Below are 25,718 nucleotides of genomic sequence, written 5' to 3' on the forward strand. Positions count from 1 at the left end.
TCCCATTACCCCTGCACAAAACGCGGCTGCATCATGTTTTCGGGCAGCAGCAGTTCGTCGAGCTGTTCTTGGGTGAGCACGCCCTTGCGCAGCACCAGTTCGTAGACGGATTCGCCGGTCTCCATGGCCTCCTTGGCCAGGGCGGCGCTCATTTCGTAGCCGATGACCGGATTGAGCGCCGTGACCAGGCCGATGCTGCGGGCGACCAGGCTGCGGCAGTGGTCGCGGTTGGCCGTGATGCCGTCCACGCAGCGGTCGCGCAGCACCCGGCAGGTCCGGGACAGGCGGGCGATGCCGGTGAACAGGCAGTGGGCGATGACCGGTTCCATGACGTTGAGTTCGAGCTGGCCGCTCTCGGCGGCCATGGTGATGGTGACGTCCTTGCCGATGATGTCGAAGGCCACCTGGTTCATGACTTCCGGGATGACCGGATTGACCTTGCCGGGCATGATGGAGGAGCCGGGCTGCATGCGCGGCAGATTGATCTCGCCAAGGCCGGTGCGCGGCCCGGACGAGAGCAGGCGCAGGTCGTTGCAGATTTTGGAGAGCTTGACCGCGATGCGCTTGAGCACGCCCGAGAGCTGCACGTAGGCCCCGGTATCCCAGGTGGCCTCGATGAGGTTGGGCGAGGTGACGAGATTAAGGCCGGTCAGCTCGCGCAGGGCCTCGGTGGACAGCCGGCTGTAGCCCGGGCGGGAGTTGATGCCGGTGCCGATGGCCGTGGCCCCGAGGTTGATTTCGAGCAAAAGCGACCGGGCTTCCTGGAGCCGGCAGACGTCCTCGCCGATGGTGGTGGCGTAGGCGGAAAATTCCTGTCCCAGGGTCATGGGCACGGCGTCCTGGAGCTGGGTGCGGCCCATCTTGATGACGTCGGCGAACTCCTCGCCCTTGGCCGCGAAACCGGCGAGCAGGTATTCCAGGGACTGGGCCAGGCCGCCCAGGGTCTGGTGCAGGGCCAGGCGGAAGGCGGTGGGATAGACGTCGTTGGTGGACTGGGAGCAGTTGACGTGGTTGTTGGGGTGGCAGTGGGCGTAATCGCCCTTGGGATGGCCCATAAGCTCCAGGGCGCGGTTGGCGATGACCTCGTTGGCGTTCATGTTGGTGGAGGTGCCGGCCCCGCCCTGGATGCAGTCCACCGGGAACTGGTCGAGGAGGCCTCCGGCGATGAGGTCGTCGCAGGCCCGGCAGATGGCCTGGCCGATGGGGGCGGGGATGGCCCCGAGCTCCATGTTGGCCAGGGCGGCGGCCTTTTTGACGTAGCCCAGGGCGGCGATGAGTTCCGGGCAGCTGGATATGGGCTGGCCGCTTATGGGGAAGTTGTCCACGGCGCGCAGGGTCTGGATGCCGTAGTAGACGTCGTTGGCAATGGTCATCTCGCCCAAGAAATCATGCTCGATCCGTGCCGGCATCCTGTTCTCCTTGCCGCCGAGCGGCGATCCATCGTGGCGTCTCGCCCATCATACACACTTTGTTCCGGCACGACACGAGTCGGGGGTCCGGGGGCCTGAGGCCCCCGGCGGGGCTCGGGGCAGCGCCCCGTTTATGTCGCGCCTTTATTCGCCTACTCCCCGGCCGCTTTTTTGAGTTTGCGGAAGATGGTGGTGCGGTCCAGGCCCAGGCGTTTGGCGGCTTCGCCCACGGAGCCGAAGTGTTCGATGGCGCCTTCGAGGTAGTCGCGCTCGAAGGCGGCGATGACCTCTTTATAGGGCCGTTCCCAGTCCGGCTCCGGGGCGGCCATGGGCGGCGGGGCCAGCGTGGCCGGGCCGGTCGGCCGGGGGGCGTCCGAGGCCAGCGGGCATTCGGTCACCCGCATGGCCGTGGGCAGCTCATCGGCTTCGATGCGGCCGGAGTCGCAGGTGATGACCAGGCCTTCGATCAAGTTTTCGAGTTCGCGGACATTGCCGGGCCAGTTGTAGTGGGCCAGGATGCGTTCGGATTCCAGGGACAGGGTGGTGCGTTTGCGGTAGCGCGAGCCGAAGCGCTGGAGGAACATGCGGGCCAGGGGCAGGATGTCGTCGGGCCGGTCGCGCAGGGGCGGGATTTCCAGCACGGCCACGCGCAGGCGGAAAAAGAGGTCGCTGCGAAACGTGCCCACCTTGGCCTCGGCTTCGAGATTGCGGTTGGTGGCGGCAATGACGCGCACGTTGGTTTTTCGGGACTTGCTGGACCCGACAGGGGTCAGTTCGCGGTCCTGGAGCACGCGCAGAAGCTTGGACTGGAGGGGCAAGGGCATTTCGCCGATCTCGTCGAGAAAGATGGTGCCGCCTTCGGCCATCTCGAAAAAGCCCACCCGGCCCTTGGGGTGGGCCCCGGTGAAGGCTCCGGGGGCGTAGCCAAAGAGTTCCGATTCGATCAGGTTTTCCGGGATGGAGGCGCAGTCCACCTTGACGAAGGGCTTCTCGCGCCGGGGGCTGGCCTCGTGGATCATGCGGGCGAAGAGTTCCTTGCCCACGCCCGTTTCGCCCAGGACCAGGGCCACGGCGTCGGTGGCGGCCACCCGACGCAGCAGGTCCATCAGGCGCTTCATGGCCGAGTTCTCGGCGATAAAGCTCGTGATGCCTCCGCCCTCGCGGATGAAGAAATCCATCTGGTGCTGGTAGGTCTCGATGAGCTCCTGCTGGCGGGAGATGCGTTCGCGCATCCGGGCCATGAGCGTGATGTCGCGGGCGTAGAGCACCACCAGGCTGACCTTGCCGTCGGGGTCGCGGATGGGCTTGCCGTCGATGGTCATGGAGCGGTTGTCGCGGGTGACCTGGATGGAGGAGGCGGGGCGGCCGGTGGCGACGATTTCCGGGGTGATGGGGGCGATGTTGAAAAGCCCTTCGCGCTTGAGCTCTTCGACGTTTTTGCCGATGAGTTCGGCCTTGGCCATGCCGGTGAGTTGTTCGTAGGCGGCGTTGGCCTTGAGGGCATAGCCGTCGCGGTCGGCGATAAAGACGCCGTCCTCGATGCTGTCGAGGATGGCGTCGAGGTGTCCGGCCACGGGGTCGAGGGGTTTATGCACTTTTTTTCCCAAGGCGGGCCTCTTTTAACGAAGGGTTTGTCCCATTTTTCCCAAGCACGGCCAGTCCGCCTCGTGCAATAGCGCAACTCGTGGCGTTTCCGCAACATGTTGCAATTTTGCCAAGCCACTGTTTTTCCAGGGTTTGCGGATTTTCAGCCTAGAACAGTCGATGCTTTTTTGCAACATGGCATGGCTTTTTCGAGGATTCATCAGACGCCTAAAAAAAATATCTAACAAAATAAGCATATTAAATAAATGGCACGCCCGTTGCTAATAGAGAAGCAACAACGCGTGAGCAGCCGCAAACACCCTGCGAAGTTTTTATAAAGGAGACCGCCATGAACGCCGAAGCCACCACCGCCAAGACCCGCCTGACCGTGAAGCCCCTGGACAACTACACCATCGAAGGCACCAGCGAATGTTCCGCCTGCGGACGCGCCGTGAAGATGCAGCTTCTTATCGAAAACGACATCATCGTCGACGCCGGCGGTACGGTCGAGAGCTGCGGCTACAGCCGCGAGTGCATGGCCGCTCTGTGCGCCACCGTCAAGGGCATGAGCGTTCTGGACGCCCAGACCGTGTCCAGCGAAGATTTCCAGCCGCTGATGACCCGCGTCATCGAAAAGCTCGGCTGCGACAACTGGTGTGTGGCGGCGTTGCGCATCGCCCTGCGCAACTATCGCCTCCGGGAAGCGGCCTAGGCACCCCGCTCCCCAGCATCGGACACAACCCGTCCCACGCGGGCGTCCGGACAGGCCGGGAACCGACCGCCGCTATCGGTTCCCGGCCTTTTTTGCGCCCTTTTCCCGGCTTTCGTCGCCGGCCTTTGACAGTCCCCCCCGGCTCCCGTAGGACTAGATCAGAGTCCCACCCAAACGCCGCCGTCAGGGGAGCACGCCATGGCCAAGTCCGCCGCCCCGGATTTTCACCAGATCGAATCCCTCGGAGAGGACATCAAGCGGTACGTCCTGTCCATCCTCGGCAACGACCTCTACCCGCCCGATCCCTTTCGCTACTACAGCGGCCTAGCCTACGCCATCCGTGAACGCCTCATCAAGATGTGGCTGGCCACCCAGGCCTCGTATTACGACTCCATGTCCAAGCGGGTCTACTACCTGTCCATGGAGTTTTTGCCCGGCCGGTTCCTCATGAACTACATCACCAACATGGGCATGGAGGACGGTTGCCGCCAGGCCGCCGCCGACCTGGGCTTCGGCCTGGACGACCTGGCCGAGGAGGAGCGCGACGCTGGCCTTGGCAACGGGGGCCTGGGACGTCTGGCCTCCTGCTACATGGACTCCATGGCCACCCAGCGCATCCCGGGCTATGGCTATGGCATCCTCTACGACTACGGCCTGTTTCATCAGCGCATCGTGAACGGTTGGCAGGAGGAGGAGGCCGACAACTGGCGTCGCCACGGCAGTCCCTGGGTCATCGACCGGGTGGAGCATCTCTATGAGGTGAAATTCTACGGCCGCAGCGAAGCCTACAACGACCCCCAAGGCGTCCTGCGCTACCGCTGGGCCGAGGCCGACACGGTCATGGCCATGCCCTGCGACATTCTTATCCCCGGCCACGGCGGCAAACACGTCACCAACATGCGGCTGTGGGCCGCCGCCTCGTCCACCGGCTTTTCCCTGCGCGACTTCAACCAGGGCGATTTCTTGGGGGCCATGCAGTCGAAAATCCATTCGGAAAACATTTCCAAGGTGCTCTACCCCAACGATGAACCCATCCAGGGCAAGGAACTGCGCCTGCGCCAGCAGTATTTTCTAGTGGCCGCAACCCTTCGCGACATCATCCGCCGCCACAAGAAATCCGGCCCGGGCTTTGCCGAGTTCCCGGACCAGGTGGCCATCCAGCTCAACGACACCCACCCGACCATCGCCGTTGCCGAACTCATGCGCATTCTCGTGGACGAGGAGTTCCTCGGCTGGGACGAGGCCTGGGACATCTGCCGCCGCACCTTTGCCTACACCAACCACACCGTGCTGCCCGAGGCCCTGGAGACCTGGCCGGCCGATCTGCTGGGCCGGGTGCTGCCGCGCCATCTGGAAATCATCGCCGAGATCGACCGGCGCTTCCTGCTGGAGGTGGCTGTCGCCCATCCCGGCGACCAGGTTCGGCAAAACCGGCTGGCCATCATCGACCCGGCCAGCCGGCGGGTGCGCATGGCCCATTTGGCCATTGTGGGCAGCCACAAGGTCAACGGCGTGGCCAGGCTCCACTCCGACATCCTGCGCGAAAAGGTCTTTCCGGAGTTCGACGCCCTGTACCCGGGCAAGTTCACCAACGTCACCAACGGCATCACGCCCAGGCGCTGGCTGCTCCAGGCCAATCCGGCCCTGTCGCGGCTCATCACCTCGCGCATCGGCCCGGACTGGACCACCGACCTCGACCGGCTGGCCGAGCTGCTGCCCCTGGCCGACGACCCCGATTTCCGCAAGGACTGGCGGGCGGCCAAGCGGGAGAACAAGAAGCGCCTGGCCCGCTACGTGCTGCGCAAATCCGGCATGGGCATCAACCCGGACACGCTGTTTGACGTCCAGGTCAAGCGCATGCACGAATACAAGCGCCAATTTTTAAACGTCCTGCACGTGGTGACGCTGTATAACCGCCTGCGCCGCGACCCGGCCCTGGCCGTGCCGCCGCGCACGGTGCTCATCGGCGGCAAGGCCGCGCCGGGCTATTTTATGGCCAAGCGCATCATCCGGCTCATCACCGCCGTGGCCGAGACCGTAAACGCCGACGACGCCGTCAGAAGCCGGCTGCGGGTGGTGTTTTTGCCCAACTACTGCGTGTCCCAGGCGGAAAAAGTCATCCCGGCCGCCGACCTGTCCCAGCAGATTTCCACGGCCGGCATGGAAGCCTCGGGCACGGGCAACATGAAGTTCGCGCTAAACGGCGCCCTGACCATCGGGACCCTGGATGGGGCCAACATTGAGATCATGGAGGCCGTGGGGCGGGAGAACATCTTCATCTTTGGGCTGACAGCCAAGGAAGTGGAGGCCACCCGGGCCGCCGGCTACGACCCGGGCCGGCGCGTGGCCGCCGACGCCGAGCTGGCCGAGGCCCTGGACATGATCGGCCGGGGCTATTTCACGCCGTCCGAGCCGGACCTGTTCACGCCCATCCTCGACAACCTGCTGCGCCACGGCGACTACTATCTGGTCACGGCCGACTACCGGGCCTGCCTGGAGGCCCAGGACGCGGTCAATGCCCTCTACCTCGATCCCGAGGCCTGGACCGCGGCCTCAATCCGCAACACGGCCAACATGGGCTTTTTCTCCAGCGACCGGGCGGTGCTGGAATACGCCAAGAACATTTGGAACATCGAGCCGTTGGGAGAATAGGCGGCCATCACCCCGAAGGCTGGTCCGGAGGGCTTCGTTTTCCCGCCGGCAGAGAGCTCATTTTCGTCGAAACCCCTTCAACCTTTTCTCCATACGGGGGGTCTGGGGGCCTCAGGCCCCCAGCCGCCGGAGGCATCTCTTCCCTCTCCCTCTACCGGGCGCTGCCCTTGCGGGCGCGTTTGCGGGCGTACATGCGCTGGTCGGCCTGTTCGACGAGGGCGTCGAGGGCCGCGCCGTCCTCGGGGTAGGCGGCCCAGCTGATGCTGGCGGCCAGGGGCAGCGGCGTTTCTTCAAACTGAAAGGGCGCGGCCAGGGCCTGGTCCAGACGCTCAGCCACGGCCTCGGCCTCCCGGGCGTCGGCCAGGGCGGTGGCGATAAGCCCGAACTCGTCGCCGCCCAGGCGGGCGGCCAGATCGGACTGGCGCGACACGGCGCTGACCCGCCGGGCCATCTCTTTTATGGCGGCATCGCCGGCTCGGTGGCCCCGGGTGTCGTTGATGTCCTTAAGCCCGTCCATGTCCAGGATGAACACGGCCACGGCAAAGGACTGGCGTCCGGCCAGGGCCAGACTTTGGCGCAGACGGTCGTAGAACAGCGCCCGGTTGCCGATACCGGTCAGGGGATCGTGGGTGGCCCGGCGGTAGAGTTCGCTGACCTCGTACTGGGCGCAGTAGAACATTGAGGCGGCGATCAGCTCGGCCATGAGTTCCAGGACGCGCACGTGCTCGTCGGAGAACCGGCCGGGAGCTTCCGAGACGACCTTGAGGGCCCCGACCACGGCTTCCTGGTGGAAAAGCGGCGCCACCACCATGGAACGCAGTCCGACCTTGCGGCAGGCCGCTCTGTCCACCCGAGGATCGTTTTCGCAGTCCTGGCAGACAAGCACCTGCCCGGTGTCCACGCAAAGCCCCGACAGGCTGCCCTGCCGGCCCAGGCGCAGTCCGAGTTGGGGCGCGGCGAGGCCCGAGGCGGCGCGGTAGACCATGTCCCCACCCTCGGCCAGCTCCACGATGGCTCCGCTGGCTTGGGCCAAGTCCTGCAATTGGTCGGCCACGTACTGCATGACACAGCTCAAATCGTGGCCGATTTTGACGATTTCCGTCTGCAACGCGATGATCCGCAAAAGCGTTTGCGGCGAAAGATGCTGGGCGTCGTTATTGCTGCTCATGGCGCCTCATTGTCAGGCCGATCATTCAGAGAACAGGGCCGGCGTAACAGGTACGTATTTCCTCCCTCCTACGTTTCTCACGGGCGTATGACAAGACCGGCGCGGCGCTTTTGTCGCACCAGTCAATTGTCGGAAAAGACAATCTTTTCCAGTAGCCGAGCAACGGGCAGCCGGGGAGGGGAATTCCGCCCGGTCGAGTCAGGGCCTGACGTCTGTTGGCGGCCATGGGCCGGGAGTTGTCGCGGCTGGGCCGGTTTCGGCGGGGTCTGCGGGAGCCGGCGGCAAGCCGCAAATCGGGCCGCCGAGGCGGCTACAGCCGCCGCAGCCAGGCGATGAGGGCCAGGACGGCCAGGAGGGGATAGAGCGGCCACAGGACGCCCACGGCGAGGCACACGACGACGGCCACGGCCAGCACGCCGGCATAGAGGCAGGCTTCGAAATAGGGGCCAAGGCCGAAAAGCGGATTTTTCCAGCCCTGGAAATCGAGCAGCCGGGAGTCGGGTCGGGCGTCGGGACTGGCTTTGTCCGGGGCCAGCTCCGGTTTTTGCGGCCGGGGCCGGCCCTCGCCGGCGTCCAGCCCTGGGGTCCAGGCAGCGGTGTCTCCGCGCGCCTCGCCGTCGGCCGAAGCCGGTCGGCCGGTTGCCCTGTCCCCGTCCTGTGCGCCCGGCTCGAGCGCGGCAGTGTCGTCGGCCCCGGCCCGGCCGGATTGCAGCTTATGGCCGCAGACCTGGCAGAACCGGCGGTCGTCGGGATTGTCCCCGCCGCATTTGTTGCATCGCATGGCGCTTTTGGCCTGTCCTTTCGTTGACAACGTCGTGGGGAAACATAGATGGAAAAGGTCGGACCCGCCACCAAAACAAAGGAACGCCGATGGAGACGATCCTGACCGCTTATTCCGTCAATCCGGTCTGCTGCAACGGCTGCGGCGCTTGCGCCGCCATGGCCCCGGAGCTTTTCGCCATGGACGAGACCACGGAAAAGCCCGTGCTGCTCCTGGCCGAGGCTCCGGTGGACGATGTGGAGCGGGCCATGGCCTTTTGCCCCCACGACTGCATCGAAGCCGACTGACGCCCGCCCTGCCCTGCCGTCTTCGCGCCCTTGCCGGTTTTGCCGCCGCCAAGGGCGTTTTCGTTGGCCCAGCCCAGGCCGCCGGAGTCGCCACCTTTCCGGCCACGGGCATTCCGACAGCCCCTTTGGCTACCAGCCGCCCAAAGTACCAACCTCCGCCGCCCCCCTTTAACCCTTTCTCCAGATGGGGGGTCTGGGGGCCTCAGGCCCCCAGCCGCCGGAGCAACGGTGTTCTGAGTCAACCGACAATCAGGGGTCTACGCCGCGTGTGCGTACTGTCCCCACAGTTGCCCGGATCGCACCATTGCATTCAAAATCGTTATCAACTTTCGCATCGAAGCAACTGCGGCGACTTTATGTGGTTTGCCGGCTTCCTTGAGGCGATTGTAAAAATCACGTATGACGGGATTGTATTTTTTAGCTGACAAGACAGCCATATATAATACAGATCGAACATCACTTCGACCTCCCCATACACGACGTTTTCCTCGACGCTTTCCGCTGTCACAATTCAAAGGGGCAACTCCAACAAGAGCAGCGATCTCCCGACGATTCTACGTTCCAAGCTCAGGCAGATTGGAAAGGAGCGACCTTGATAGGACATCTCCGACTCCAGGGACGCTCCGGAGCAAATTGTCTCGCTCACGCCAAATCGGACTCGCTCGTACTACTGTGCCAAGATGCGTGTCGATCTCAGACAATCGTTCCTCAAGCCAGTCAATATTCTTCTCTATATCTGCTCTTACCGAGCCATAAGCACGAGTAAAACGATTTTTTTCCATGACAAGCATTCGAATGAGTTGGTTGCGCCTGGACATTAGCGAACTCATTTCTTGCGCTTGCTCGTCCTTCAGAGGGCGTACTTCAGGCTCCATCTGCTTGCCAAAAAGAGCAAGAATTTCAGCGTCAATCTTGTCTGTTTTAGCCAGCCGTCCTTTAGCTCGCGCAAAATCCCGAGCCTGGCGGGGATTGATGACTACAACGGGGAATTTCTTGAGACTCAATGCCGTGGCAACAGGAATTTGAAGGCCGCCAGTCGCCTCGATGATAATAAGCTTTGGACGAAATTTTGAAAATTTCCTGCAGATAGCTTTTATACCATCGGGGTCGTTAACAAATTGAAAGTCATTTCCGTCAGGAAGCGTGTGGACATCAAGAGTTTCCTTAGAGACATCAATTCCGATGAAACAGTCAGCAGCCATGTACATTCCTCCAGTACCCAGCCTTGTGATACGGGCTCTTAGCCCAAGCAACGGTTCGGGCTTCATGGAAGAAGGGGACGACGATCATGGCTCCGGCTCGAGCTTAAAACTCAAGGCAATTTCGACCTATCGTCCCCTTGACCCCATCAAGCTAACCTCGATGGGGAAACATACAAGGCATTTCCCGTCTTTCTCTTCCTCTCCCATGCACTAATGCCTTGCCCCAATCGTCCGATAGGAGCGGCAAGGCGGCCGGGAAGGGGCCGTCGGGGAGGCCGTCATGGCAAGGCGCGAACGTTTGGCCGTCATCGAGGTTTTGGACCGGTTGGGGCTGCTCAAATATGTCCTGGCCGCGAGCATTACGCTGTTGGCCTTTGGCGTCACGGCCGGGGCTTTTTGCTACGAGCAGCTGCAAAAGCGGCCGCCGCGCCTGTCCAAGGCCGGACAGGCCGCCCTGGAGCGCCAGCTGCCGCCGTCGCCGCCGGCGGCGTATGTCCACCGCGCGCCGGTGAGCCGGCAGGCCCGGTTCGCGGCCGGGCCGGATGCTGGCCCCAGTTTTTCCTTTTACGACATCTCCGACCGGGAAACGCCGCAGACCTTGGCCGACAAGTTGGCCAACAAGCGTTTCCGGGTGAGCCGGGGCCAGGGCCAGACCTGCAATTTCGCCTATCCCTTGGCCGCCGCGGCTGGAGATAAGGAGGCCGTGGCCGCTTATATCCGCGATCTGGGCCGGGAATGCTGCGCCGCCGCCGCCAATCTGCCCGGGCAGCTTTCGACCTACGCCTTTGCGCGAAACGCCGAGAAGAACGTGGCCCAGCCGGCCGGCCCCATTTCGGGTTCGGCGGTCTTTTCCGAGGTTGGGGGCGGGCTTTTGACGCTCAACCTGCGTTTTTCCGACCACGGCGAAGGCTATGCGGCCAGCTTGCGCCAGCATTTGTCCGAGCGCCACGGTCCGCCGTCGCCCATGGGGCCGTCGGGCGAGGCCTGGGCCCGGGACAAGGGCCTGGTGACGCTGACGCGGCTGGGGCGCGGGGTGCAGGTGACGGTCTACTATGCGGCCAACATCGAGCGCCATGCCGCGCACACGGCCCGGCTGGCCGACCGGCCGGCCCCGCAGCGCCAGAAGCCGGCCACCGGTCTGGCCGTGGCCGAAGCCTGGTAGCGGACCGCTGGCGCGACGCAAGACGCAAAGCCAGGACTGGACCACGCGAACTTCACCGACGACCTCTCCACCCAACGGCAAAGCCCCCTAACCCCCTTTCCCCGGATGGGGGGTCCGGGGGCCTCAGGCCCCCGGCCGCCGGAGGCATCTTTATCTTCTCAACTCACCCCAAAAGTCGCAGCCAGCCTAACGTCTGGCCGGTGGGGTCGGTGAGGGGGGTATCGGCGGGGCCTGGCAGGGGCGGTTCGGCGGGGAAGGCTTCGGTGAAGGCCATGCCGGCGAGGTGGTCGTCGGGGTGGGCCAGGAGTATCCGGCCGGAACGGTCCACGGCGGCCAGGCGGCGGGAGCAAGCGGCCAGGACGCCGGCCAGCAGGGATTTGTACAGGCTCACGGCCGCGTCGGTGGGGCAGGGGCGTTCCCGGCCGCGCCGGGTGATGGCCATTTCGAGATTGGCCTTGAGGTCGAGGAGTTTGGCGGGTTTTTGGATGTAGCCGGCGGCTCCGGCCCCGGCCACACGTTCCATGATGTCGCGGTCCACGGCGGCGGTGAGGAAAATGACCGGCACGCCGAATTCGGCGATGAGCGCTCCGGCCGCTTCCACGCCGTCCATGGCTCCGGCCAGGTTGATGTCCATGAGCACCACGTCCGGGGCGGCTTGGCGGGCCGCGTCCAGGGCTTCCTCGCCGGTGCGGGCCATCCCGAGGATGCCGTAGCCCAGCCGGCCGAGGATTTTTTCGGCCACCCGGGCCGAAAGCGGGTCATCCTCGACGATTAGCACCGTGCGCTGTGGCTTGGCCGACTCCTCCATGGCCGCCCTCCTCGTAATTTTTCTTGAAAAATACGGGCGTCTTTTTCAAGAGCCGCGTCGCCGCTACTTGGCGTCGGCGAGCTGCTTTTTCTTGTGGGCGTCCTGGATCTTGTAATACAAATCGTCCATTTCCGCCGGCTTCATGAGGTAGTCGAAAGCCCCCTGCTCCATGCCGCGTATGGCCACGTCCACGTTGGCGTGGCCGGTGAGCATGATGACCTCCACCGCCGGATGGGCCGCCTTGATGCGCGACAAGGTCTCCATGCCGTCCATGCCAGGCATTTTGACGTCCAGCAGCACCACATCGGCCGGGAAGCCTTGCAGCGCCTCCAGGGCCTGTTCGCCGCTGTGGGCCATGTTCACTTCAAGCCCCCGGCGCATCAGACGCTTGCGCAGGGTTTCCACGTAGCTTTCCTCGTCATCCACGAGCAGAACCCGTACCGCCTCGCTCACAAGCATCCCTCCCATCGGACATGCGACAACGCCCATTTCATAGCCGCGCGCCATGGGAAAAGCAACAACGCCGGTTTTGACACAACCTGCCCTGGCCGGTACCAGCGCCTTTGCCGGCGCGCCGGGCTGGCCCTGGCGTTGTCGCCGGCCCGGGGCTGCCTGATGCCGGAATGCAAACTGTTGGAAGCGGCCCGTCGCCGCCATAAGGACGCCGATTATGCGTGGACTGGATCGTGAAGCCCTCATGGGCCTGGCCCGGCTGGCCGGACAGGCCATCCTGGAATGCCGCGCCGGCGGCCTGGACGTGACGACCAAGGCCGACGGCACGCCCGTGACCCAGGCCGACAAACGGGCCGGGGAGATCCTTGTGGCCGGGCTGGCGCACATCTTTCCGGGACTGCCCGTTATCTGCGAGGAAACCGCCAATGCGCCCTACGAGGAGCGGCGGCGTTATACGCGGTGTTTCATCGTGGACCCCCTGGACGGCACCAAGGAGTTCGCGGCCGGGCGGGAGGATTTTTGCGTCTGTCTGGCCCTGGTGGAAGACGGCCGGCCGGTCTACGGCGTCATCGCCGCGCCCGTGGCCGACCGCCTCTATGCCGGCGGGCCGGGCATTCCGTCCCTGCGCCGGGAGAGCGACGGCACGGAGCAGGTGTTGCGGGTGCGCCGGCCCGGGGCCGGGGAAACGATCATCGCCATGGCCAGCCGGTCCCATCCCTCGCCCGGGCTGGCCGACTGGCTGGCCCGCTTTGGCGAAGTGCGTACCATAAACCGGGGCAGCGCGCTGAAATTTTGCGCCCTGGCCCAAGGGGACTGCCATGTCTACCCGCGCCTGGGGCCGACGTCGGAGTGGGACGTGGCCGCCGGCCACGCCCTGGTGCTGGGGGCTGGCGGCGTCATGACGGCCTTGGACGGCTCGCCTTTCCCCTACAACAAGCCGGAATTCCTCAACGGCCCGTTTCTGGCCCACAGCCTGGACCCGGCCGACCCGAGGCTGGGGTGAGGTTTTCCCCTTGCCAAGGCAAAAGGCCCAAGGATAGGACCGCAACAAGGCGAAGCCGCTGCCGGCGCGCCTGAAGTAAACGCCATGGGCGGCGTTCTTTGCCCAGGATCAAGGGCAGGCTTTTCACACAACGACGTTTCGTCTTGAGGGTCTCCCGATGCGCGACAAAGCCCTGCTCTTCCTCACCGGGAGAAACGGCATTCTGCTTTTCAATATCCTTATTTTGGCGCTGAGCATTTTCTCGCTTTGGATAATGGCTCCCATGTTGCTCAACGCCTTAGACAACATCCCCGACCTCGAAAATGTCTCGGAATCCCTTGGCGTCATCCTCATCGCTTACGGCGTCGCCATTGAGGAACGCCATTCCCTCATGCCCATTTTCAAGCTCTATCCGAAATTTTACACTGAAAAGCAGGCTTATATCGACGACATCTGCCACGCCTACGGACTTTTTTATCTGTTGTTGGGCCTTTTCATGGAAATGTGCGTGGCCTGCGTCAAGATGCCCAATGCCATCATTGACACCGACCACATCGAGTATCTGCTTTTTGGCGTCAGCGCCGTGTTCATTGTCTGGAACACCGGACTGATGTTTCGGCACTGCTACCTGCTCTACACCGCCCCGGAGCAGTATACGCCAGACGTCCATTGACGCGCCGAAACCGCCGTGGCCGAAGCGCCAGACGCCGCCTCGCCGTCCGGCGGCCCAACAAAAAACGCGTGCCTACGCTCCCCAAGAGCGCAGGCACGCGCTTGCGTGCAGCCATTGAAATCATGGTGCTTTTTAAGCACTGACGCCGCCAGCAAAACCCGGCGGCCAGACCTTAGGCCGCCGGCTCCTCGTGGCTCAGGCAGTGGATGGTCCCCAGGCCCCAAACGAGGTCCACGGCGGATATGCCCACCACTTCCCGGCCCGGGAATAGCTCGGCCAGGATGCCTAGCGCCAGCCGGTCGCGTGCGTCGTTGAAGGTCGGGACCAGCACCACGCGGTCGGCAATGAGGAAATTGGCGTAGCTGGCCGGCAACCGCTGGCCCCTAAAAACCACCGGCCGGGGCATGGGCAGATCGACCACCGTCAGCGCCCCGCCGTCGGCCAGTCGCAGCCCCTGCAGCCGCTCCCGGTTCTCACTCAACGCCGCGTAGTTGTCGTCGGACGGGTCGTCCTCGCGGCACAAGACCACCGTATCCGGCGAAACAAACCGGCACAGGTCATCCACATGGCCGTGGGTGTCGTCCCCGGCAATGCCCTGGCCGAGCCAGATGACGTTTTTCGCGCCCAGATACTCCCGGAACACGGCCTCGTAATCGGCCCGGCCAAAGCCCGGATTGCGCACCTGCACCGCCGGATCAAGCAGGCACTCCTCGGTGGTCAGCACGTCGCCCCGGCCGTTGCCGTCCATGCCGCCGCCCTCCAGCACCACCCGGCGACCGCCGTGCACGGCCGGGATCACCGTCATCCCCAACTCCCGGCACACCGACGGCCCGACCTGATCGTCCAACAGATGGTCCGGATACTTGGCCCAGCCCGTGAAACCGAAGTCCACGGCCGCGATCCCGCCGCCCCGACGCACGAAAAACGGCATGAAATCCCGGGTCCAGCCCCGGTCCATGGGCCGCTCGAACCACTCGATCAAGGCCAAATCCGCGCCCACGGCCGAAAGCACCCGTCCGGCCGCCACGCGCTGTTTGGCGTCGCGCACGAGCAATCGCACCCGCTCGCCAGCTCCGGTCAGCTTGCGGATCATCTCGCCATACACCCAGGCAATGGGCGAAAACTTGCCCGGCCAGTCGGACGCGTTGCCCGGCCAGGCCAGCCACACCGCCCGATGCGCCTCGAACTCGGCCGGCCACATGGTCGTCATGGTTGGTTGCTCCTTCGGAGATGCTGGGGGAGGAAACCCCTTTTTGAAAAAAGGGGTTTCCTTCCCCAGACCCCCTCCTTCCCCAAAAACTTTTCAATGGGGGGAGAATAAAGGGATTAAAAGGGGAAGGGCTACGCGCCCCTTAAACTTGCGATAGAGAGACTTGCAATACACATCGCCAGCCGCCGACGTCGATCCCGGCCCCTACCCTTTTCCCGTTGCAGGGGTCCGGGGGGATCATCCCCCCGGCGGAGAGGTCCAGGAGAGGCAGCGCCTCTCCTGGCCGCCGGAGGCACGCATTTCACTCACACGGCGCTAGGCCGTTTTGGCGGGGGTGCGGATGAGCTGGGTGAAGACCAGCGACACCACGCCCAGCCCCACGCCGATGAAAAAGGGAATCTTGTAGTCCACCATCCACAGGATGCCGCCCAGGACCGGCACCACCACGGCGGCGATGTGGTTGATGGTGAACCCCATGGCCATGCCCGAGGCCATGTCCTCGGGGGCGGCGATCTTCTGGTAGTAGGTGCGCACGCCCACGTTGAAATTAAACAGCAGATAGTCCAGCACGAACATCGTGCCGGCGATGATGTGGGAATTGGTGTAGGCGTAGACGAGGAAGACCACGATCATGCCGGCGTATTCGATGGACAGCAGCTGGCGTTCGCCGAACCGGTTGATGGCCCGTCCGATCATGGGATTTAAGAAGTAGTTGATGGCGTTGTTGATGACAAACAGGATGGTGATGGACTGGATGGAATAGTCGAATTTCTTGACCAGCAGATAGACGGCGAAGACGATGAAGATCTGGCGGCGCGAGCCTTCCAGAAAGGTGAGCAGATAATAGAGCCAGTACTTGCGCCGCAGATACATCTTCTTTTTCTGGGGCGCGACGTCGGTCTCGCAGGGTTTCTTGCAAAGCCCCCACACCCCGACCATGGCCACCAGCGCGCCGACCACGGCGAACATGCCCTTGTAGCCCATGGCGTCGGCCATGAAATAGATGAGGATGCCCACGCCGATGTTGGCCAATGCGCCCACGGCCCGGATGCGCGAGAGCACCACCGGGGCCTCGAAGGTGTTGAAATGCTGCAGTGTGAGCGATTGGTTGAGCGGCTCATAGTAGTGAAAGCCCGTGGACATGATGAGCGTGGTGGCGGTCAGGCCCCAAAAGCTCGGGAAGTAGCCGGTGGCGGCCAGTCCCACGCCCAGGACCAGGATGGACAGGGAGGCGGCGCGCTGTTCGCTTAAAACCAGCAGCACGTAGATGACGAGCATGGAGAGAAAGCCCGGCACCTCGCGGATGGACTGGACAAAGCCCACGGCGTCGGCCCCGAGGTGGGCGGACTCCACGGCGAAGTTGTTGATGAGCGTCTGCCAGGCCTGGATGCCGGCCGTGGAGGCGATGGTGGAGACGAGTAGGAACAGCAGGATGTCGTGGCGGCCCGATTCGCGCAGGGCGGACCGGGTCAGGCCGTATTCCGGCCGGGCCGGATCGAGGTGTGCTTTCACGGGATGATGGTGGGCTTGTGCTTGGCAAGCCAGAGTTGCAGGACCAGCAGCGTCCAGAGCTTTTTGCGGTGGTCGGCGGCCTTGGTGGCGTGCTCGGTGACGAGCCGGCCGACTTCGGCCGGATTGAAGATGCCCTGGTCGCGCAGATGGCGTTGGCCGAGCAGTTCGTCCACCTGCGGGCGCAGCTGGCCGCGCAGCCAGTCGGCCACGGGGATGAGAAAGCCCCGCTTGCCCCGGCCCAGGATGTCCTTGGGGAGCAGATCGGCCACGGCCTTCTTGAGCAGGTATTTGCGCTTGGCTCCGCGCAGCTTGTAGCGCGAGGGCAGCCGGCAGACGAATTCGGCCAGGTCGCGGTCCAGGAAGGGGGCCCGGGCTTCCAGGGAGTGCATCATGGAGCAGCGGTCCACTTTCACCAGGATATAGTCGAGCATGTACTGCCGGGCAAAGACGTAGCCCACCCGGGCCAGGGGATCGTCGGCCGGGAAGCCCTCGAAAAGTTCCCTGGTGGGGGCGAAAAGCCGCTCGGGAGCAAGCATCCCGGGCCTGGCCTCGCGCCAGAGATGGGCCTGGGACTCGGCCGAAAACGCCGACAGCCAGGTCTGCACCCGCAGCCACTGGGGCGCGGTGGCTCCGGCCAGGAAGGTGTCGGCCACAAAGCGCGGATTGATGTAGCCCGACGAGTGGGGCAGCATTTTGGCCAGGGGCTCGATCAGGCGCTTGCGCACAAAGGGCGGCAAGCGGTCGTAGCCGGCGGCCAGATGGAAGGCCGGGAAGTATTCGTAGCCGTAGAACAGCTCGTCCGGGCCGTCGCCGCCCAGGGCCACGGTGACGTTTTCCCGGGTGACCTGGGACAGCAGATAGGTCGGCACGATGGACGGGTCGGCCATGGGTTCGTCGAAGCGCGAGACGATCTCGGGCAAGAGCGACCCGCAGGCGTCGGCCGAGAGGATGCGCTCGTGGTGGTCGGTGGCGAAGCGGCCGGCCACCATGCGGGCGTAGCGCGACTCGTCGTAGGAGGCTTCGCTGAAGCCGATGCTGAACGTCTTGACCCGGCTGACCATGCCGGCGGTCAAGGCGGCCACGGCCGAGGAATCGACGCCGCCCGAGAGAAAGACGCCAAGCGGCACGTCGGCCACCAGCCGGCGCTTGACGGACTGGGCCAAAAGCAGGCGCAGCTTTTCGCACAGCTCCTCTTCGGATTCCTTGGGTTCGGGGCCGGGCAGGGGCATGTCCCAGTAGGGGGCGGTGGTCAGCTGCCCGTCGCGCCACAGCAGATAATGCCCCGGCCGCAGCTTGAAGACGTCCTTGTAGATCGTCTCCGGGGTGGGGATGTATTCGTAGGCGGCAAAGCGCATGAGTGCGCCGATGGGCGTTTCCAGGCGCAAAAAGGGGAGTTTCTCCAGGGCGGTCAGCTCGGAGGCGAAGGCGAAGACGCCGTTTTGGATGGTGTAGGCGAGCGGTTTTTTGCCGAAGCGGTCCCGGGCGGCGAACAGGGTGCGGCTGTCGCGGTCCCACAGGGCAAAAGCGAACATGCCTTCCAGGGCGTCCAGGCCGGCCGGGCCGTCCAGGAGCCAGGCGGCCAGGATGACCTCGGTGTCGGAATTGGTGCGGAAGCGAAAGCCGCGCGCGGCGAAGCGGGCCTTGAGCTCGCGGTAGTTGTAGATCTCGCCGTTAAACGTGACCACGGCCCGGCCCTCGGCGTCTTCCATGGGCTGGGAGCCGGCGGCCAGATCGATGATGGACAGCCGGCGATGCCCCAGGGCGGCCGGGCCGTCGATGAGAAGCCCCTCGCCGTCCGGGCCGCGATGGGCCATGGCCCCGGTCATGGCGGACAACAGCGCCCGACGCTCCTCGGCCGGTGGCGGGGTCTGTCCCGCCGGCCAGACGAAACCGGCGATGCCGCACATCTAAAAGCGCCTCCGGGGGAGGCTCCCGAAAAAGTCGAGGATGGCGCGGGTGTTGGTCTCGGGGTCGAACATGGCGGCCACGCGTTTCTTGCCCTCCTCGGCCATGGCGAGGGCGGACTCCCGATCGGCGGCCAGAGCCATGACGGCGTCGGCGATGGCTTCCGGATCGCGCTGGGCCACCAGCCGGCCGGTGACGCCGTCTTCCACCACCTCGGGGATGCCGCAGACGTCGGTGGCCACCACGGGGATGCGGTGGGCCAGGGCTTCCATGATGACGTTGGGGATGCCGTCGCGGTCGCCGGACGGGTGGACCACGCTTGGCATGATGAAAATGTCTGTTGCGGCGTAGAGTTCGCTCATGCGGTCGTGGCTGACGAACCCGGGCAGAAACACCCGGGCGCGCAGGCCGTGGATGCGGATGCGCCGGCGGATAAGCGCCGTGGGCAGGGGCAGGCCGGCCCCGACCAGGGTGAGCTGGAAGGGGAACCCCCGCCGGGCCAGCAGGGCGCAGGCGTCGATGAGGACGTCAAAGCCCTTGGTGCGGCAAAAGCGGCCCACGGCCAGGAGCCGGTAGGGCGGCTCCAGGTGCACAGGCGAGACGTCGCGGCCGGTGAGCGTCAGGCTGTTGTAGATCTGGCGGATCTTGGCGGCGGCGTCCGGGGCCGTGGCGTGCAAGTGGGCGATGTTGGCCTTGTTGTTGGTGTGGATGGCGGCGGCGGCGCGCATTTTCTCGGCCAGGGCCCCGTCGGGCGGATAGATGTCGCCGGCCCGGGCGGAAAAGGAAAAGGGGATGCCGGACAGGCGCGAGGCCACCCAGGCGGCCGTGGCCGGGCCGTTGGCCCAGCCGGCGTGGATGTGCTCGATGCCGTCGGCCAGGAATTTGCGGGCCAGGGAAAAGCCGGCGCACATGGCGAAGACGTTCTCGCCGGCCACCTCCAGGCAGCTCCAGCGCCGCCAGGGGATGGTGGCCAGAATGGCGGCGGTTTCGATGGGTCGCCTAACGGCCCACCAAGCCATGTCGGCCAGGATACGCGGGATGGACCGGGCGCCCAGACGGGCGACCGTCGGGGCCACGGCGGCCATCTGGGGCGACAAGTGCTTACGGGCCTCGCCGTACAGGGCGTGGACGCAAAAGGGCATGCCGGCCGCCTTGGCGTTTTCCACCTCCCGGAAAATGAAGGTTTCCGAGGGCAGGGGATACCAAAGCAGGATATAGGCGGTCTTGGGAAGGCTCAAATGTTTGCTCGCCGGATGATCGCTTGGCGTTGGGTGACGCAGGCGACTTGTAGTCCAGGCGGGCGTGCCTGTAAAGGCGCGCTCCCGCGCCGGCAAAAGCTTGCGCCCGCTGTCCCGAACGGCTAAGGGACTACATGGGGCCTGCCGCAACCGGCGGCCTTGGGGATCGGGCGGCGGCAAAAAACACGAAGGCCTTGCGGGGCTGACGGCAGGCGAGGACGGCCATGGCGCAGACCAATATTTTGCTCGAGGCGGGGACCAACGAACTCGAAATCATCGAGTTCTACATCGACGAGGCCACCGAACCCGGGGCCAAGCCGTACCGGGCTTATTACGGCGTCAACGTGGCCAAGGTGCTGGAGATCATCCGGCTGCCCAAGGTGACGGGGATGCCGCAAACGCCGCACCCGTGCGTCATTGGCACCTTTAATCTGCGCTCCCGGGTCATTCCGCTCATTGACCTGTCCATGTGGCTGGGCAAGCCCATGGCTCGTGATGAGAACACCAAGGTCATCGTCTCGGAATTCAACAAGGTCATTAACGCCTTCATGGTTTCGGGCGTCACCCGCATCCATCGCCTGAGCTGGTCCGAGGTGGAGCCGCCGTCGGGCTACGTGGCCCAGTTCGCGGCCAACAATTTCACCGGCGTGGTGAAGTTCCCGGACCACATCGTGCTCATCCTCGACATGGAGCAGATCATCTGGGACTTAAACCCCGCCCTGGCCATGAAGACGGATCGCCAGCGCGCAGAGGCGGCTATCCCCGAACCCGAGCGTTCGGCTTACAAGACGTTGGTGGTGGACGACTCCAACTCCATCCGCCGGCTCATCGCCACCTATCTGGAGAAGGACGGCTTCGAAGTCATCCAGGACGTCAACGGCCAAAACGCCTGGGACCGTCTGGCGGAATGGCGCGAGGCCGCGACCAAGGGCGGCAAGCCCCTGACGTCCAGCGTCAATCTTGTCGTGACCGACATCGAAATGCCGTCAATGGACGGCCATACCCTGTGCAAGAAGATCAAGGACGACCCGGTGCTCAAGCAGCTGCCGGTGGTGCTTTTTTCGTCGCTTATTAACGACCAGCTCTACCACAAGGGGCTCTCGGTGGGAGCCGACGACCAGGTCACCAAGCCCGAGGTCGGCACCCTGGCCGAGCGCGCCCGCAAGCTCATCGAAGCCAGCCGGTAGCGTTGCCGGGAGCGATGACGGCAGCGGCAAGGCCCGCCTGGTTTTGACCGGACAGGATGTTTCAAGGACGGTCGCCATCCATGCACATGCTGCTTGTGGCCCGCCGGGGCCAGGCCCGGGATCGTATCGTGGCCGAGCTGACGCGCCTTGGCGCGGCCTGCGACGTGGCCGAAACGCCCGGGGAGCTGCTCCGAGCTGCCCGATGCCGCCGGTATAACGGCGTGCTGTTCGACGTGCCGACGCTGGTGCGGGAAAAACAGTTCGACAAGCGCGTGCTGCAACGCCTGGCCGAGATCTATCCCTCAGCGCGCCTCAAATACGATCCCGGCACGGACACAGTTTTTGCTCTGGGCGCGGACGCCGGGCCGCCGTCCCGGGACGGGCTGTCGGTTTTTACCGCCGCCTGCCGCGATTTCCTGCCGCGCAGCCTGCGGCGCGGCGAGCGGGTGGAGGCCAACCTGCCGGCCGTGCTGTGGCGCGCGCCGCCGGCCGGCGACGGCGGCGAAAAGACCTGCACGGTCAATGTTTCCTATCTCGGTTGTTTTTTATTCACCACGGCGTCCTGGGAGATTGGCCAGGACGCCTGGGTGGTGTTCCCGGACGTGAGCGACGTGCCGGTGCGCACGCGGGTGGCCTGGCACGAGGCCTGGGCGCTACGGCGCTCGGTGCCGGGCGTGGGGCTGGCGTTTCTGGAGATGCCCGAGGTGCTTTTCACGGAGTTGGGGCAGCTCGGCTGCGAAGCCGACGAGATGGATATTGCCTGTCCGGGCAAAGCGCTTTAAAGAGGCTGTCTGCGGAGGGATGGCCGAGCGGTTTAAGGCGGTGGTCTTGAAAACCATTGGCGGGGAAACCCGTCCGGGGGTTCAAATCCCTCTCCCTCCGCCAGTTTTTCACCATGCGGGCGCGCCTGTCCAAGGCCCCCCCGGAGTTCCTGCCCCATGAAGGACATTCCTCGTTTCCTGGCTGGATTCAAGAACTTCCAGCGCACCTATTTCTGCGATGGCAGCACTTTTTTTGCCGATCTCAAGCGCGGCCAGACGCCAAAGGTCCTGGTCATCGCCTGCTCCGACTCCCGCGTGGACCCGGCCATCCTCACCGGCTGCGAACCAGGCGACATGTTCGTGGTGCGAAACGTGGCCAACCTCGTGCCGCCCTACGAAAAAACCCCGGGCAACCACGGCGTCAGCGCCGCCGTGGAATACGCCGTGCGGGTGCTTGGCGTGGAGCACGTCATTGTGCTGGGCCATTCCTGCTGCGGCGGCATCCAGGCGCTCATGCACCCCCAAAAGGAAAAGCTCGGCGAATTCATCGCCCCCTGGGTCAGGATCGCCGAACCGGCCCTGCGCGAGGTCAACGAGAAACTGTCCGACAAGGACTTTCATCTGCGCCAGCACGCCTGCGAAAAGGCCGCCGTCCTCGTGTCGCTGGAAAACCTGCTGACCTTCCCCTGGGTGTTCGAACGCGTCATGCGCGGCGAAATGCATCTGCACGGCTGGTATTTCGATCTGGAGCGCGGCGAACTCCTGAGCTACCTGCCCGAAACCGGCAGCTTCGAACCCTTGGTGGCACGCTGCGAAACCAAACCCGCGCCATGAGCCGCCGGGCGGCTGTCAGGCCTGGGGATCCGGTCCGTGCCGCCCTGGCGATGGTTGGTCCGGCACGATGGCGCCACTGCGGCCCAAACCCTCCGCCTCGGCCCGGCGACAGCCCCGCCCAGGCCCGCTGCCGGCCATGAAACGCGCCATCGCCACCCTGGTCGTGGGCGAAGCCTGCCGCAAGCGCTTCGCCGCCCACGCCGCCGAAAGCGTTCGAGCCTACGCCAAGTCCCACGGCTTGGCCCTGGTCGTTCTCGACAAGCCCATCGACGATTCGCCGCGCGGTCGCGCCCGCAGCCCGGCCTGGCAGAAATGTCTGCTTTTCGACGTCCCCAAACTGCGGGCCTGCGACCAGGTGCTGTGGCTCGACGCCGACATCGCCGTCGCCCCGGGCGCGCCCGACGTCTTTGACGGCGTGCCGCCCGGAACCCTGGGCGCGGTGGAGCAGTTTTCCAGCCCCACGCCGGCCGACTACGCCACCGCCCAGGCTGCCACGCGCCGCCGCCTCGCGGCCATTGGGGCCAGTCTGGCCGACGACGACACGCCCCAGGCCTTCTACCGCCACTACGGCTTCGAGGACGGCCCGGATGCCGTGGTCCAGACCGGGGTCATGGTCCTCACGCCCGAATCCCACGGTCCGGCCATGGCCGCCGCTTACGCCGAGGACCGCCGGCCCGACAGCCGGTCCATGCTCTACGAAATGCGCCCCCTGTCCTATCATCTGCTGCAAAACGGCCCGGTTGCCTGGCTTGACCCCCGGTTCAACGCCCTCTGGGCCACGAGCCTGGCCAACCACTATCCCTTTCTGATGGACCCGGCCTTTCTGGCCGCCTGCCGCGATCGGCCCGACATCCTGGCCCGGCTCAAGGCCGGCTGCGTCGCCGCGGCCCTTGCCCGCGCCCACTTCCTGCATTTTGCCGGCGCGGCCGAGGACATGGCGTTTTTGTCAAAAAAACGTGACGATGCCTCCGGCGGCCGGGGGCCTGATGCCCCCGGACCCCCCAAATGGGTAAAGGGGCAGGCGGGTCTTGCCCTGAAGCGGCGGCGGCGGTAGGGGAGCGCCATGCGCTTGCCGGAGGAACCCATGAAGCTGTCTGTCCTTTTCATCATCCTGTGCTGTCTGGCCCTGCCCGCGCTGTCGCGCGCCGGAGTGGTCCTTGAGGGCGACGCCTGCCGCCAGGTGTTCGACAACCCCAAGGCCGAGCAGATCGCCTGCCAAACTGGTTTCCGCCTCGATCCGGTGACGCGCTCGCGTCTGGAGAGCAATTCCTTCGGCTTTGTCTCCGATCTGGCCTGCTCCGCCGTCATCACGGCCAAGCGCTCGGAAGTCGTTGCCCGGCTCCACGCCAAGGGCGACGTGGCTCTGCCGCCTCAGGAAGTGCGCTGCAATCTCGTCTCCGGCGGCGACCCGGTGCCGGTGCGCTTCCATCTCGCACCGGTGGTGCGCATCGACGCGTCCGGCCGCGCTGTGGACGCCCGGCTGGGCATCCGCGACCTCACCGGCATCCCCGAACCCCTGGCCACGGCCGTGGCCGAATTCCTCAACAGCGACCCCGGCCTGCGGCGCAGCATCGTGTCGGCGGCCAACGAGATTCTGCCTAATCTGCCACGGAAGTAGGGAGCATTCTTCCCGGCTTGCGGTACGGGACAGCCCGGTCTGGCGGTCGCGGGCCGCTTATTGGGCCGGCGTGAGCGCGCGCACGGCAAAGGCGCGAACCGTTAGGCCCTGGCCCGGCTTCCCGGTCCGGGTTTCCGTGCCCTGGTTGAAATTGTAGGCCTTCGCTGTCGCGGCGTTGGGTTCTTCCCTGGACCACACCCAGGAACCGCCGCCGATTCCCGAAAAGAGCGGATCAATGTGGGCGGGCCAATGCTTGCCGCCGGCGTAAAAGCCCGTTCCGGCCGTCAGGCGGGGATCATGCAACGTCGCCAGTTGCGCGATGCTCGGCAAGCCCCAGCCCTTGCCGCAGGCAGCCAGGCTTTTTGCCCAGTCCCGGGCCTGGTCGAAGGTCATGTCGACATCCGGACCGACGAACCACTCGAGCTTGTTGACGGCGTCCGCGACGGCGCCGCAGGGCGTCCGGGTGAAACGGCCGCCGGCAGACGCGTTGTCGCGGTGCGGGGTGGCCGGGGCGGAAGACGTCGGGACCGAACTTGTCGGATCCAGGCCTATGGTCTTGCTGGTCAAGGCGTTGCAGCGGACAATGGTTGCCTTGACGTTGGCGATGAAGTTGCTGCGCTGCGTCGCATCCAGGTCAGGAAGCGCCCGATGCAGGACATCCGAGGACTCCGTGTCCGACTTGCCGGCCATGATGGCATAAAACAAGATATTCACGGCGTTGGCGTACAGGACTTCCTTGTCCAGCGGTTCCCCGTAGCGGGGTTTCTTGCCGGGATCTGTGGCGTCGGCCAGCTCCTTGTGCAAAAGCGTCTCGTACAGGGCCGGTTTTTCGCCCGGCTTGGCGAAACGCCAAGTGTCGTCGGCAAAGACGAGGCAGGTGTCGGGGCGCGGCGCTGTCGCCGTGCACCAGCCGAAGGCGTCGGCATCGACCGCATCAAGATCCGTCCCCTTGGCGCAAATGCTGCTGACAGCGAGTTCTTTGCCGTTTTTCACGGCGTCGGGCGCTATCCCGTGGCCGCTGCCGGCGTCCACGACGGCCACGACCAATCCGCTTTCGGTCTTCGTCACGATGAGGTCCACGACGCAGCAATTCGCCCCTCCAGAATAGGTCGGGACAAACAGCGTGCGAAGGCCTTGGCGCGGGTAGTCGTCCACAACATAGGCGTCGTTGAGGTACGGTTCCTTGCGGAAAAGTTTGAAGGCGGGGATATCTTCTATTTGTTTGCCCTTGTACGAGACGACGACATTCTCCTTTGTCTCCTTGATCCGCAATCCATAAAAATCAATAGAGTTCTTGGCAAACGCCACAGCAGGTTCATTGGATTTCTTGAAGCGCTCGATGGGTATGATCGTGGCGGCGAATGGCGGACTTGCCCAGGCAGTGAAAAACGCCAGAGTCAGGATGCAGACACAAGCCATGCGCCTGCCCAGGGAAAGCGCGTTGTCGGGGGCGATATTCATAGGCCGGCTCCATCCCAGGCATTGCTTTTACGGCCAGTTTAGCCCCCGCCCTGGCCCATGGCAAGGCGACATGGCCGAAAACGCCAAACGGCCGCGAGCTTTCGCCCGCGGCCGTTTTT

General features: G+C 64.7%; 22 protein-coding genes, 1 tRNA gene and 1 pseudogene. 12 read left to right on the forward strand and 12 right to left on the reverse strand.

Going from position 1 to position 25,718, the window contains the following annotated elements:
- Window positions 1-5 precede the first annotated feature (5 nt).
- Window positions 6-1,409, reverse strand: coding sequence for an aspartate ammonia-lyase (gene aspA, locus DMR_RS00200; RefSeq protein WP_012749624.1), 1,404 nt, complete (start codon window positions 1,407-1,409; stop codon window positions 6-8).
- Between the two features lie 152 nt (window positions 1,410-1,561).
- Window positions 1,562-3,016: a sigma-54 interaction domain-containing protein gene (locus tag DMR_RS00205; protein ID WP_052278923.1), complete on the reverse strand. Its 1,455-nt coding sequence runs from the start codon at window positions 3,014-3,016 to the stop codon at window positions 1,562-1,564.
- A 326-nt stretch (window positions 3,017-3,342) separates the two neighbouring features.
- On the opposite strand from DMR_RS00205, the gene DMR_RS00210 reads away from it, so the two are divergent.
- Both DMR_RS00210 and DMR_RS00215 read left to right on the forward strand, forming a co-directional pair.
- Window positions 3,343-3,705, forward strand: a complete 363-nt coding sequence (locus tag DMR_RS00210) for an iron-sulfur cluster assembly scaffold protein (RefSeq protein ID WP_012749626.1) — start codon at window positions 3,343-3,345, stop codon at window positions 3,703-3,705.
- A 198-nt stretch (window positions 3,706-3,903) separates the two neighbouring features.
- Window positions 3,904-6,357, forward strand: a complete 2,454-nt coding sequence (locus tag DMR_RS00215; RefSeq protein ID WP_012749627.1) for a glycogen/starch/alpha-glucan phosphorylase — start codon at window positions 3,904-3,906, stop codon at window positions 6,355-6,357.
- A gap of 151 nt (window positions 6,358-6,508) precedes the next feature.
- Here the strand turns inward: DMR_RS00215 and DMR_RS00220 are convergent, their stop codons facing one another.
- Both DMR_RS00220 and DMR_RS00225 read right to left on the reverse strand, forming a co-directional pair.
- Window positions 6,509-7,525, reverse strand: coding sequence for a sensor domain-containing diguanylate cyclase (locus tag DMR_RS00220; RefSeq protein WP_012749628.1), 1,017 nt, complete (start codon window positions 7,523-7,525; stop codon window positions 6,509-6,511).
- Between the two features lie 310 nt (window positions 7,526-7,835).
- Window positions 7,836-8,306, reverse strand: coding sequence for a zinc ribbon domain-containing protein (locus tag DMR_RS00225; protein ID WP_012749629.1), 471 nt, complete (start codon window positions 8,304-8,306; stop codon window positions 7,836-7,838).
- Between the two features lie 89 nt (window positions 8,307-8,395).
- Here DMR_RS00225 and DMR_RS00230 point away from each other — a divergent pair, with 89 nt between their 5' ends.
- Window positions 8,396-8,593, forward strand: a complete 198-nt coding sequence (locus DMR_RS00230; protein WP_043599747.1) for a ferredoxin — start codon at window positions 8,396-8,398, stop codon at window positions 8,591-8,593.
- A 257-nt stretch (window positions 8,594-8,850) separates the two neighbouring features.
- Here the strand turns inward: DMR_RS00230 and DMR_RS00235 are convergent.
- Window positions 8,851-9,795 (reverse strand): annotated as a pseudogene (locus tag DMR_RS00235) (IS110 family transposase).
- Window positions 9,796-10,075: 280 nt separating this feature from the next.
- Here DMR_RS00235 and DMR_RS00240 point away from each other — a divergent pair.
- Window positions 10,076-10,957 (forward strand): hypothetical protein, encoded by an 882-nt coding sequence (locus DMR_RS00240; RefSeq protein ID WP_012749633.1) that lies wholly within the window; start codon window positions 10,076-10,078, stop codon window positions 10,955-10,957.
- 163 nt (window positions 10,958-11,120) lie between these two features.
- On the opposite strand, the gene DMR_RS00245 is transcribed toward DMR_RS00240, so the two are convergent.
- The gene (locus tag DMR_RS00245) at window positions 11,121-11,765 is read right to left on the reverse strand and encodes a response regulator (RefSeq protein ID WP_012749634.1); all 645 of its coding nucleotides are present in this window, start codon (window positions 11,763-11,765) and stop codon (window positions 11,121-11,123) included.
- 63 nt (window positions 11,766-11,828) lie between these two features.
- Window positions 11,829-12,218 (reverse strand): response regulator, encoded by a 390-nt coding sequence (locus DMR_RS00250; RefSeq protein ID WP_043601371.1) that lies wholly within the window; start codon window positions 12,216-12,218, stop codon window positions 11,829-11,831.
- A gap of 217 nt (window positions 12,219-12,435) precedes the next feature.
- Between DMR_RS00250 and DMR_RS00255 the strand changes: the two genes are divergently transcribed.
- Both DMR_RS00255 and DMR_RS00260 read left to right on the forward strand, forming a co-directional pair.
- Window positions 12,436-13,221, forward strand: coding sequence for a 3'(2'),5'-bisphosphate nucleotidase CysQ family protein (locus tag DMR_RS00255; protein ID WP_012749636.1), 786 nt, complete (start codon window positions 12,436-12,438; stop codon window positions 13,219-13,221).
- A gap of 157 nt (window positions 13,222-13,378) precedes the next feature.
- Window positions 13,379-13,873 (forward strand): hypothetical protein, encoded by a 495-nt coding sequence (locus tag DMR_RS00260; protein ID WP_012749637.1) that lies wholly within the window; start codon window positions 13,379-13,381, stop codon window positions 13,871-13,873.
- Window positions 13,874-14,045: 172 nt separating this feature from the next.
- On the opposite strand, the gene DMR_RS00265 is transcribed toward DMR_RS00260, so the two are convergent.
- The 4 genes from DMR_RS00265 to DMR_RS00280 all read right to left on the reverse strand — a co-directional run bounded on the left by DMR_RS00265 (window position 14,046) and on the right by DMR_RS00280 (window position 19,738).
- On the reverse strand, window positions 14,046-15,083 hold the full coding sequence (locus DMR_RS00265) for an agmatine deiminase family protein (RefSeq protein WP_012749638.1): 1,038 nt from the start codon (window positions 15,081-15,083) through the stop codon (window positions 14,046-14,048).
- Window positions 15,084-15,398: 315 nt separating this feature from the next.
- Complete coding sequence (locus tag DMR_RS00270) at window positions 15,399-16,595, reverse strand: MFS transporter (protein ID WP_012749639.1); 1,197 nt, start codon at window positions 16,593-16,595, stop codon at window positions 15,399-15,401.
- A complete protein-coding gene (gene asnB / locus DMR_RS00275; protein WP_012749640.1) occupies window positions 16,592-18,502 on the reverse strand; it encodes an asparagine synthase (glutamine-hydrolyzing) in 1,911 nt (636 codons plus the stop codon). The genes DMR_RS00270 and asnB overlap by 4 nt, the downstream gene beginning before the upstream one ends.
- Window positions 18,503-19,738, reverse strand: coding sequence for a glycosyltransferase family 4 protein (locus DMR_RS00280; protein ID WP_012749641.1), 1,236 nt, complete (start codon window positions 19,736-19,738; stop codon window positions 18,503-18,505).
- A 224-nt stretch (window positions 19,739-19,962) separates the two neighbouring features.
- Here DMR_RS00280 and DMR_RS00285 point away from each other — a divergent pair, with 224 nt between their 5' ends.
- The 6 genes from DMR_RS00285 (at window position 19,963) to DMR_RS00310 (ending at window position 24,138) form a co-directional block, all read left to right on the forward strand.
- On the forward strand, window positions 19,963-20,925 hold the full coding sequence (locus DMR_RS00285; RefSeq protein ID WP_012749642.1) for a chemotaxis protein: 963 nt from the start codon (window positions 19,963-19,965) through the stop codon (window positions 20,923-20,925).
- A gap of 80 nt (window positions 20,926-21,005) precedes the next feature.
- Window positions 21,006-21,707 (forward strand): PilZ domain-containing protein, encoded by a 702-nt coding sequence (locus tag DMR_RS00290; protein ID WP_043599750.1) that lies wholly within the window; start codon window positions 21,006-21,008, stop codon window positions 21,705-21,707.
- 13 nt (window positions 21,708-21,720) lie between these two features.
- Window positions 21,721-21,810, forward strand: a tRNA-Ser gene (locus tag DMR_RS00295).
- Between the two features lie 53 nt (window positions 21,811-21,863).
- Window positions 21,864-22,520 (forward strand): carbonic anhydrase, encoded by a 657-nt coding sequence (locus DMR_RS00300; protein WP_012749644.1) that lies wholly within the window; start codon window positions 21,864-21,866, stop codon window positions 22,518-22,520.
- 136 nt (window positions 22,521-22,656) lie between these two features.
- Complete coding sequence (locus DMR_RS00305) at window positions 22,657-23,574, forward strand: hypothetical protein (RefSeq protein WP_193763666.1); 918 nt, start codon at window positions 22,657-22,659, stop codon at window positions 23,572-23,574.
- Window positions 23,575-23,604: 30 nt separating this feature from the next.
- Window positions 23,605-24,138: a hypothetical protein gene (locus DMR_RS00310; RefSeq protein ID WP_043599755.1), complete on the forward strand. Its 534-nt coding sequence runs from the start codon at window positions 23,605-23,607 to the stop codon at window positions 24,136-24,138.
- Between the two features lie 57 nt (window positions 24,139-24,195).
- Here the strand turns inward: DMR_RS00310 and DMR_RS00315 are convergent, their stop codons facing one another.
- Entirely contained in the window at window positions 24,196-25,599 is a 1,404-nt protein-coding gene (locus DMR_RS00315) for a DUF1566 domain-containing protein (protein WP_012749647.1), read from the reverse strand.
- Window positions 25,600-25,718: the final 119 nt, after the last annotated feature.

This window comes from Solidesulfovibrio magneticus RS-1 (assembly GCF_000010665.1).
GTDB classification, from domain to species: domain Bacteria; phylum Desulfobacterota; class Desulfovibrionia; order Desulfovibrionales; family Desulfovibrionaceae; genus Solidesulfovibrio; species Solidesulfovibrio magneticus.

Bases quoted from the DNA above. Each gene is read 5' to 3' on its own strand.
- DMR_RS00265 (WP_012749638.1), bottom strand. From the start codon at position 15,083: ATGACGACCATGTGGCCGGCCGAGTTCGAGGCGCATCGGGCGGTGTGG.
- DMR_RS00225 (WP_012749629.1), bottom strand. From the start codon at position 8,306: ATGCGATGCAACAAATGCGGCGGGGACAATCCCGACGACCGCCGGTTC.
- DMR_RS00210 (WP_012749626.1), top strand. From the start codon at position 3,343: ATGAACGCCGAAGCCACCACCGCCAAGACCCGCCTGACCGTGAAGCCC.
- aspA (WP_012749624.1), bottom strand. From the start codon at position 1,409: ATGCCGGCACGGATCGAGCATGATTTCTTGGGCGAGATGACCATTGCC.
- asnB (WP_012749640.1), bottom strand. From the start codon at position 18,502: ATGTGCGGCATCGCCGGTTTCGTCTGGCCGGCGGGACAGACCCCGCCA.
- DMR_RS00260 (WP_012749637.1), top strand. From the start codon at position 13,379: ATGCGCGACAAAGCCCTGCTCTTCCTCACCGGGAGAAACGGCATTCTG.
- DMR_RS00315 (WP_012749647.1), bottom strand. From the start codon at position 25,599: ATGAATATCGCCCCCGACAACGCGCTTTCCCTGGGCAGGCGCATGGCT.
- DMR_RS00310 (WP_043599755.1), top strand. From the start codon at position 23,605: ATGAAGCTGTCTGTCCTTTTCATCATCCTGTGCTGTCTGGCCCTGCCC.
- DMR_RS00285 (WP_012749642.1), top strand. From the start codon at position 19,963: ATGGCGCAGACCAATATTTTGCTCGAGGCGGGGACCAACGAACTCGAA.
- DMR_RS00305 (WP_193763666.1), top strand. From the start codon at position 22,657: ATGAAACGCGCCATCGCCACCCTGGTCGTGGGCGAAGCCTGCCGCAAG.
- DMR_RS00230 (WP_043599747.1), top strand. From the start codon at position 8,396: ATGGAGACGATCCTGACCGCTTATTCCGTCAATCCGGTCTGCTGCAAC.
- DMR_RS00290 (WP_043599750.1), top strand. From the start codon at position 21,006: ATGCACATGCTGCTTGTGGCCCGCCGGGGCCAGGCCCGGGATCGTATC.
- DMR_RS00255 (WP_012749636.1), top strand. From the start codon at position 12,436: ATGCGTGGACTGGATCGTGAAGCCCTCATGGGCCTGGCCCGGCTGGCC.
- DMR_RS00215 (WP_012749627.1), top strand. From the start codon at position 3,904: ATGGCCAAGTCCGCCGCCCCGGATTTTCACCAGATCGAATCCCTCGGA.
- DMR_RS00300 (WP_012749644.1), top strand. From the start codon at position 21,864: ATGAAGGACATTCCTCGTTTCCTGGCTGGATTCAAGAACTTCCAGCGC.
- DMR_RS00245 (WP_012749634.1), bottom strand. From the start codon at position 11,765: ATGGAGGAGTCGGCCAAGCCACAGCGCACGGTGCTAATCGTCGAGGAT.
- DMR_RS00240 (WP_012749633.1), top strand. From the start codon at position 10,076: ATGGCAAGGCGCGAACGTTTGGCCGTCATCGAGGTTTTGGACCGGTTG.
- DMR_RS00220 (WP_012749628.1), bottom strand. From the start codon at position 7,525: ATGAGCAGCAATAACGACGCCCAGCATCTTTCGCCGCAAACGCTTTTG.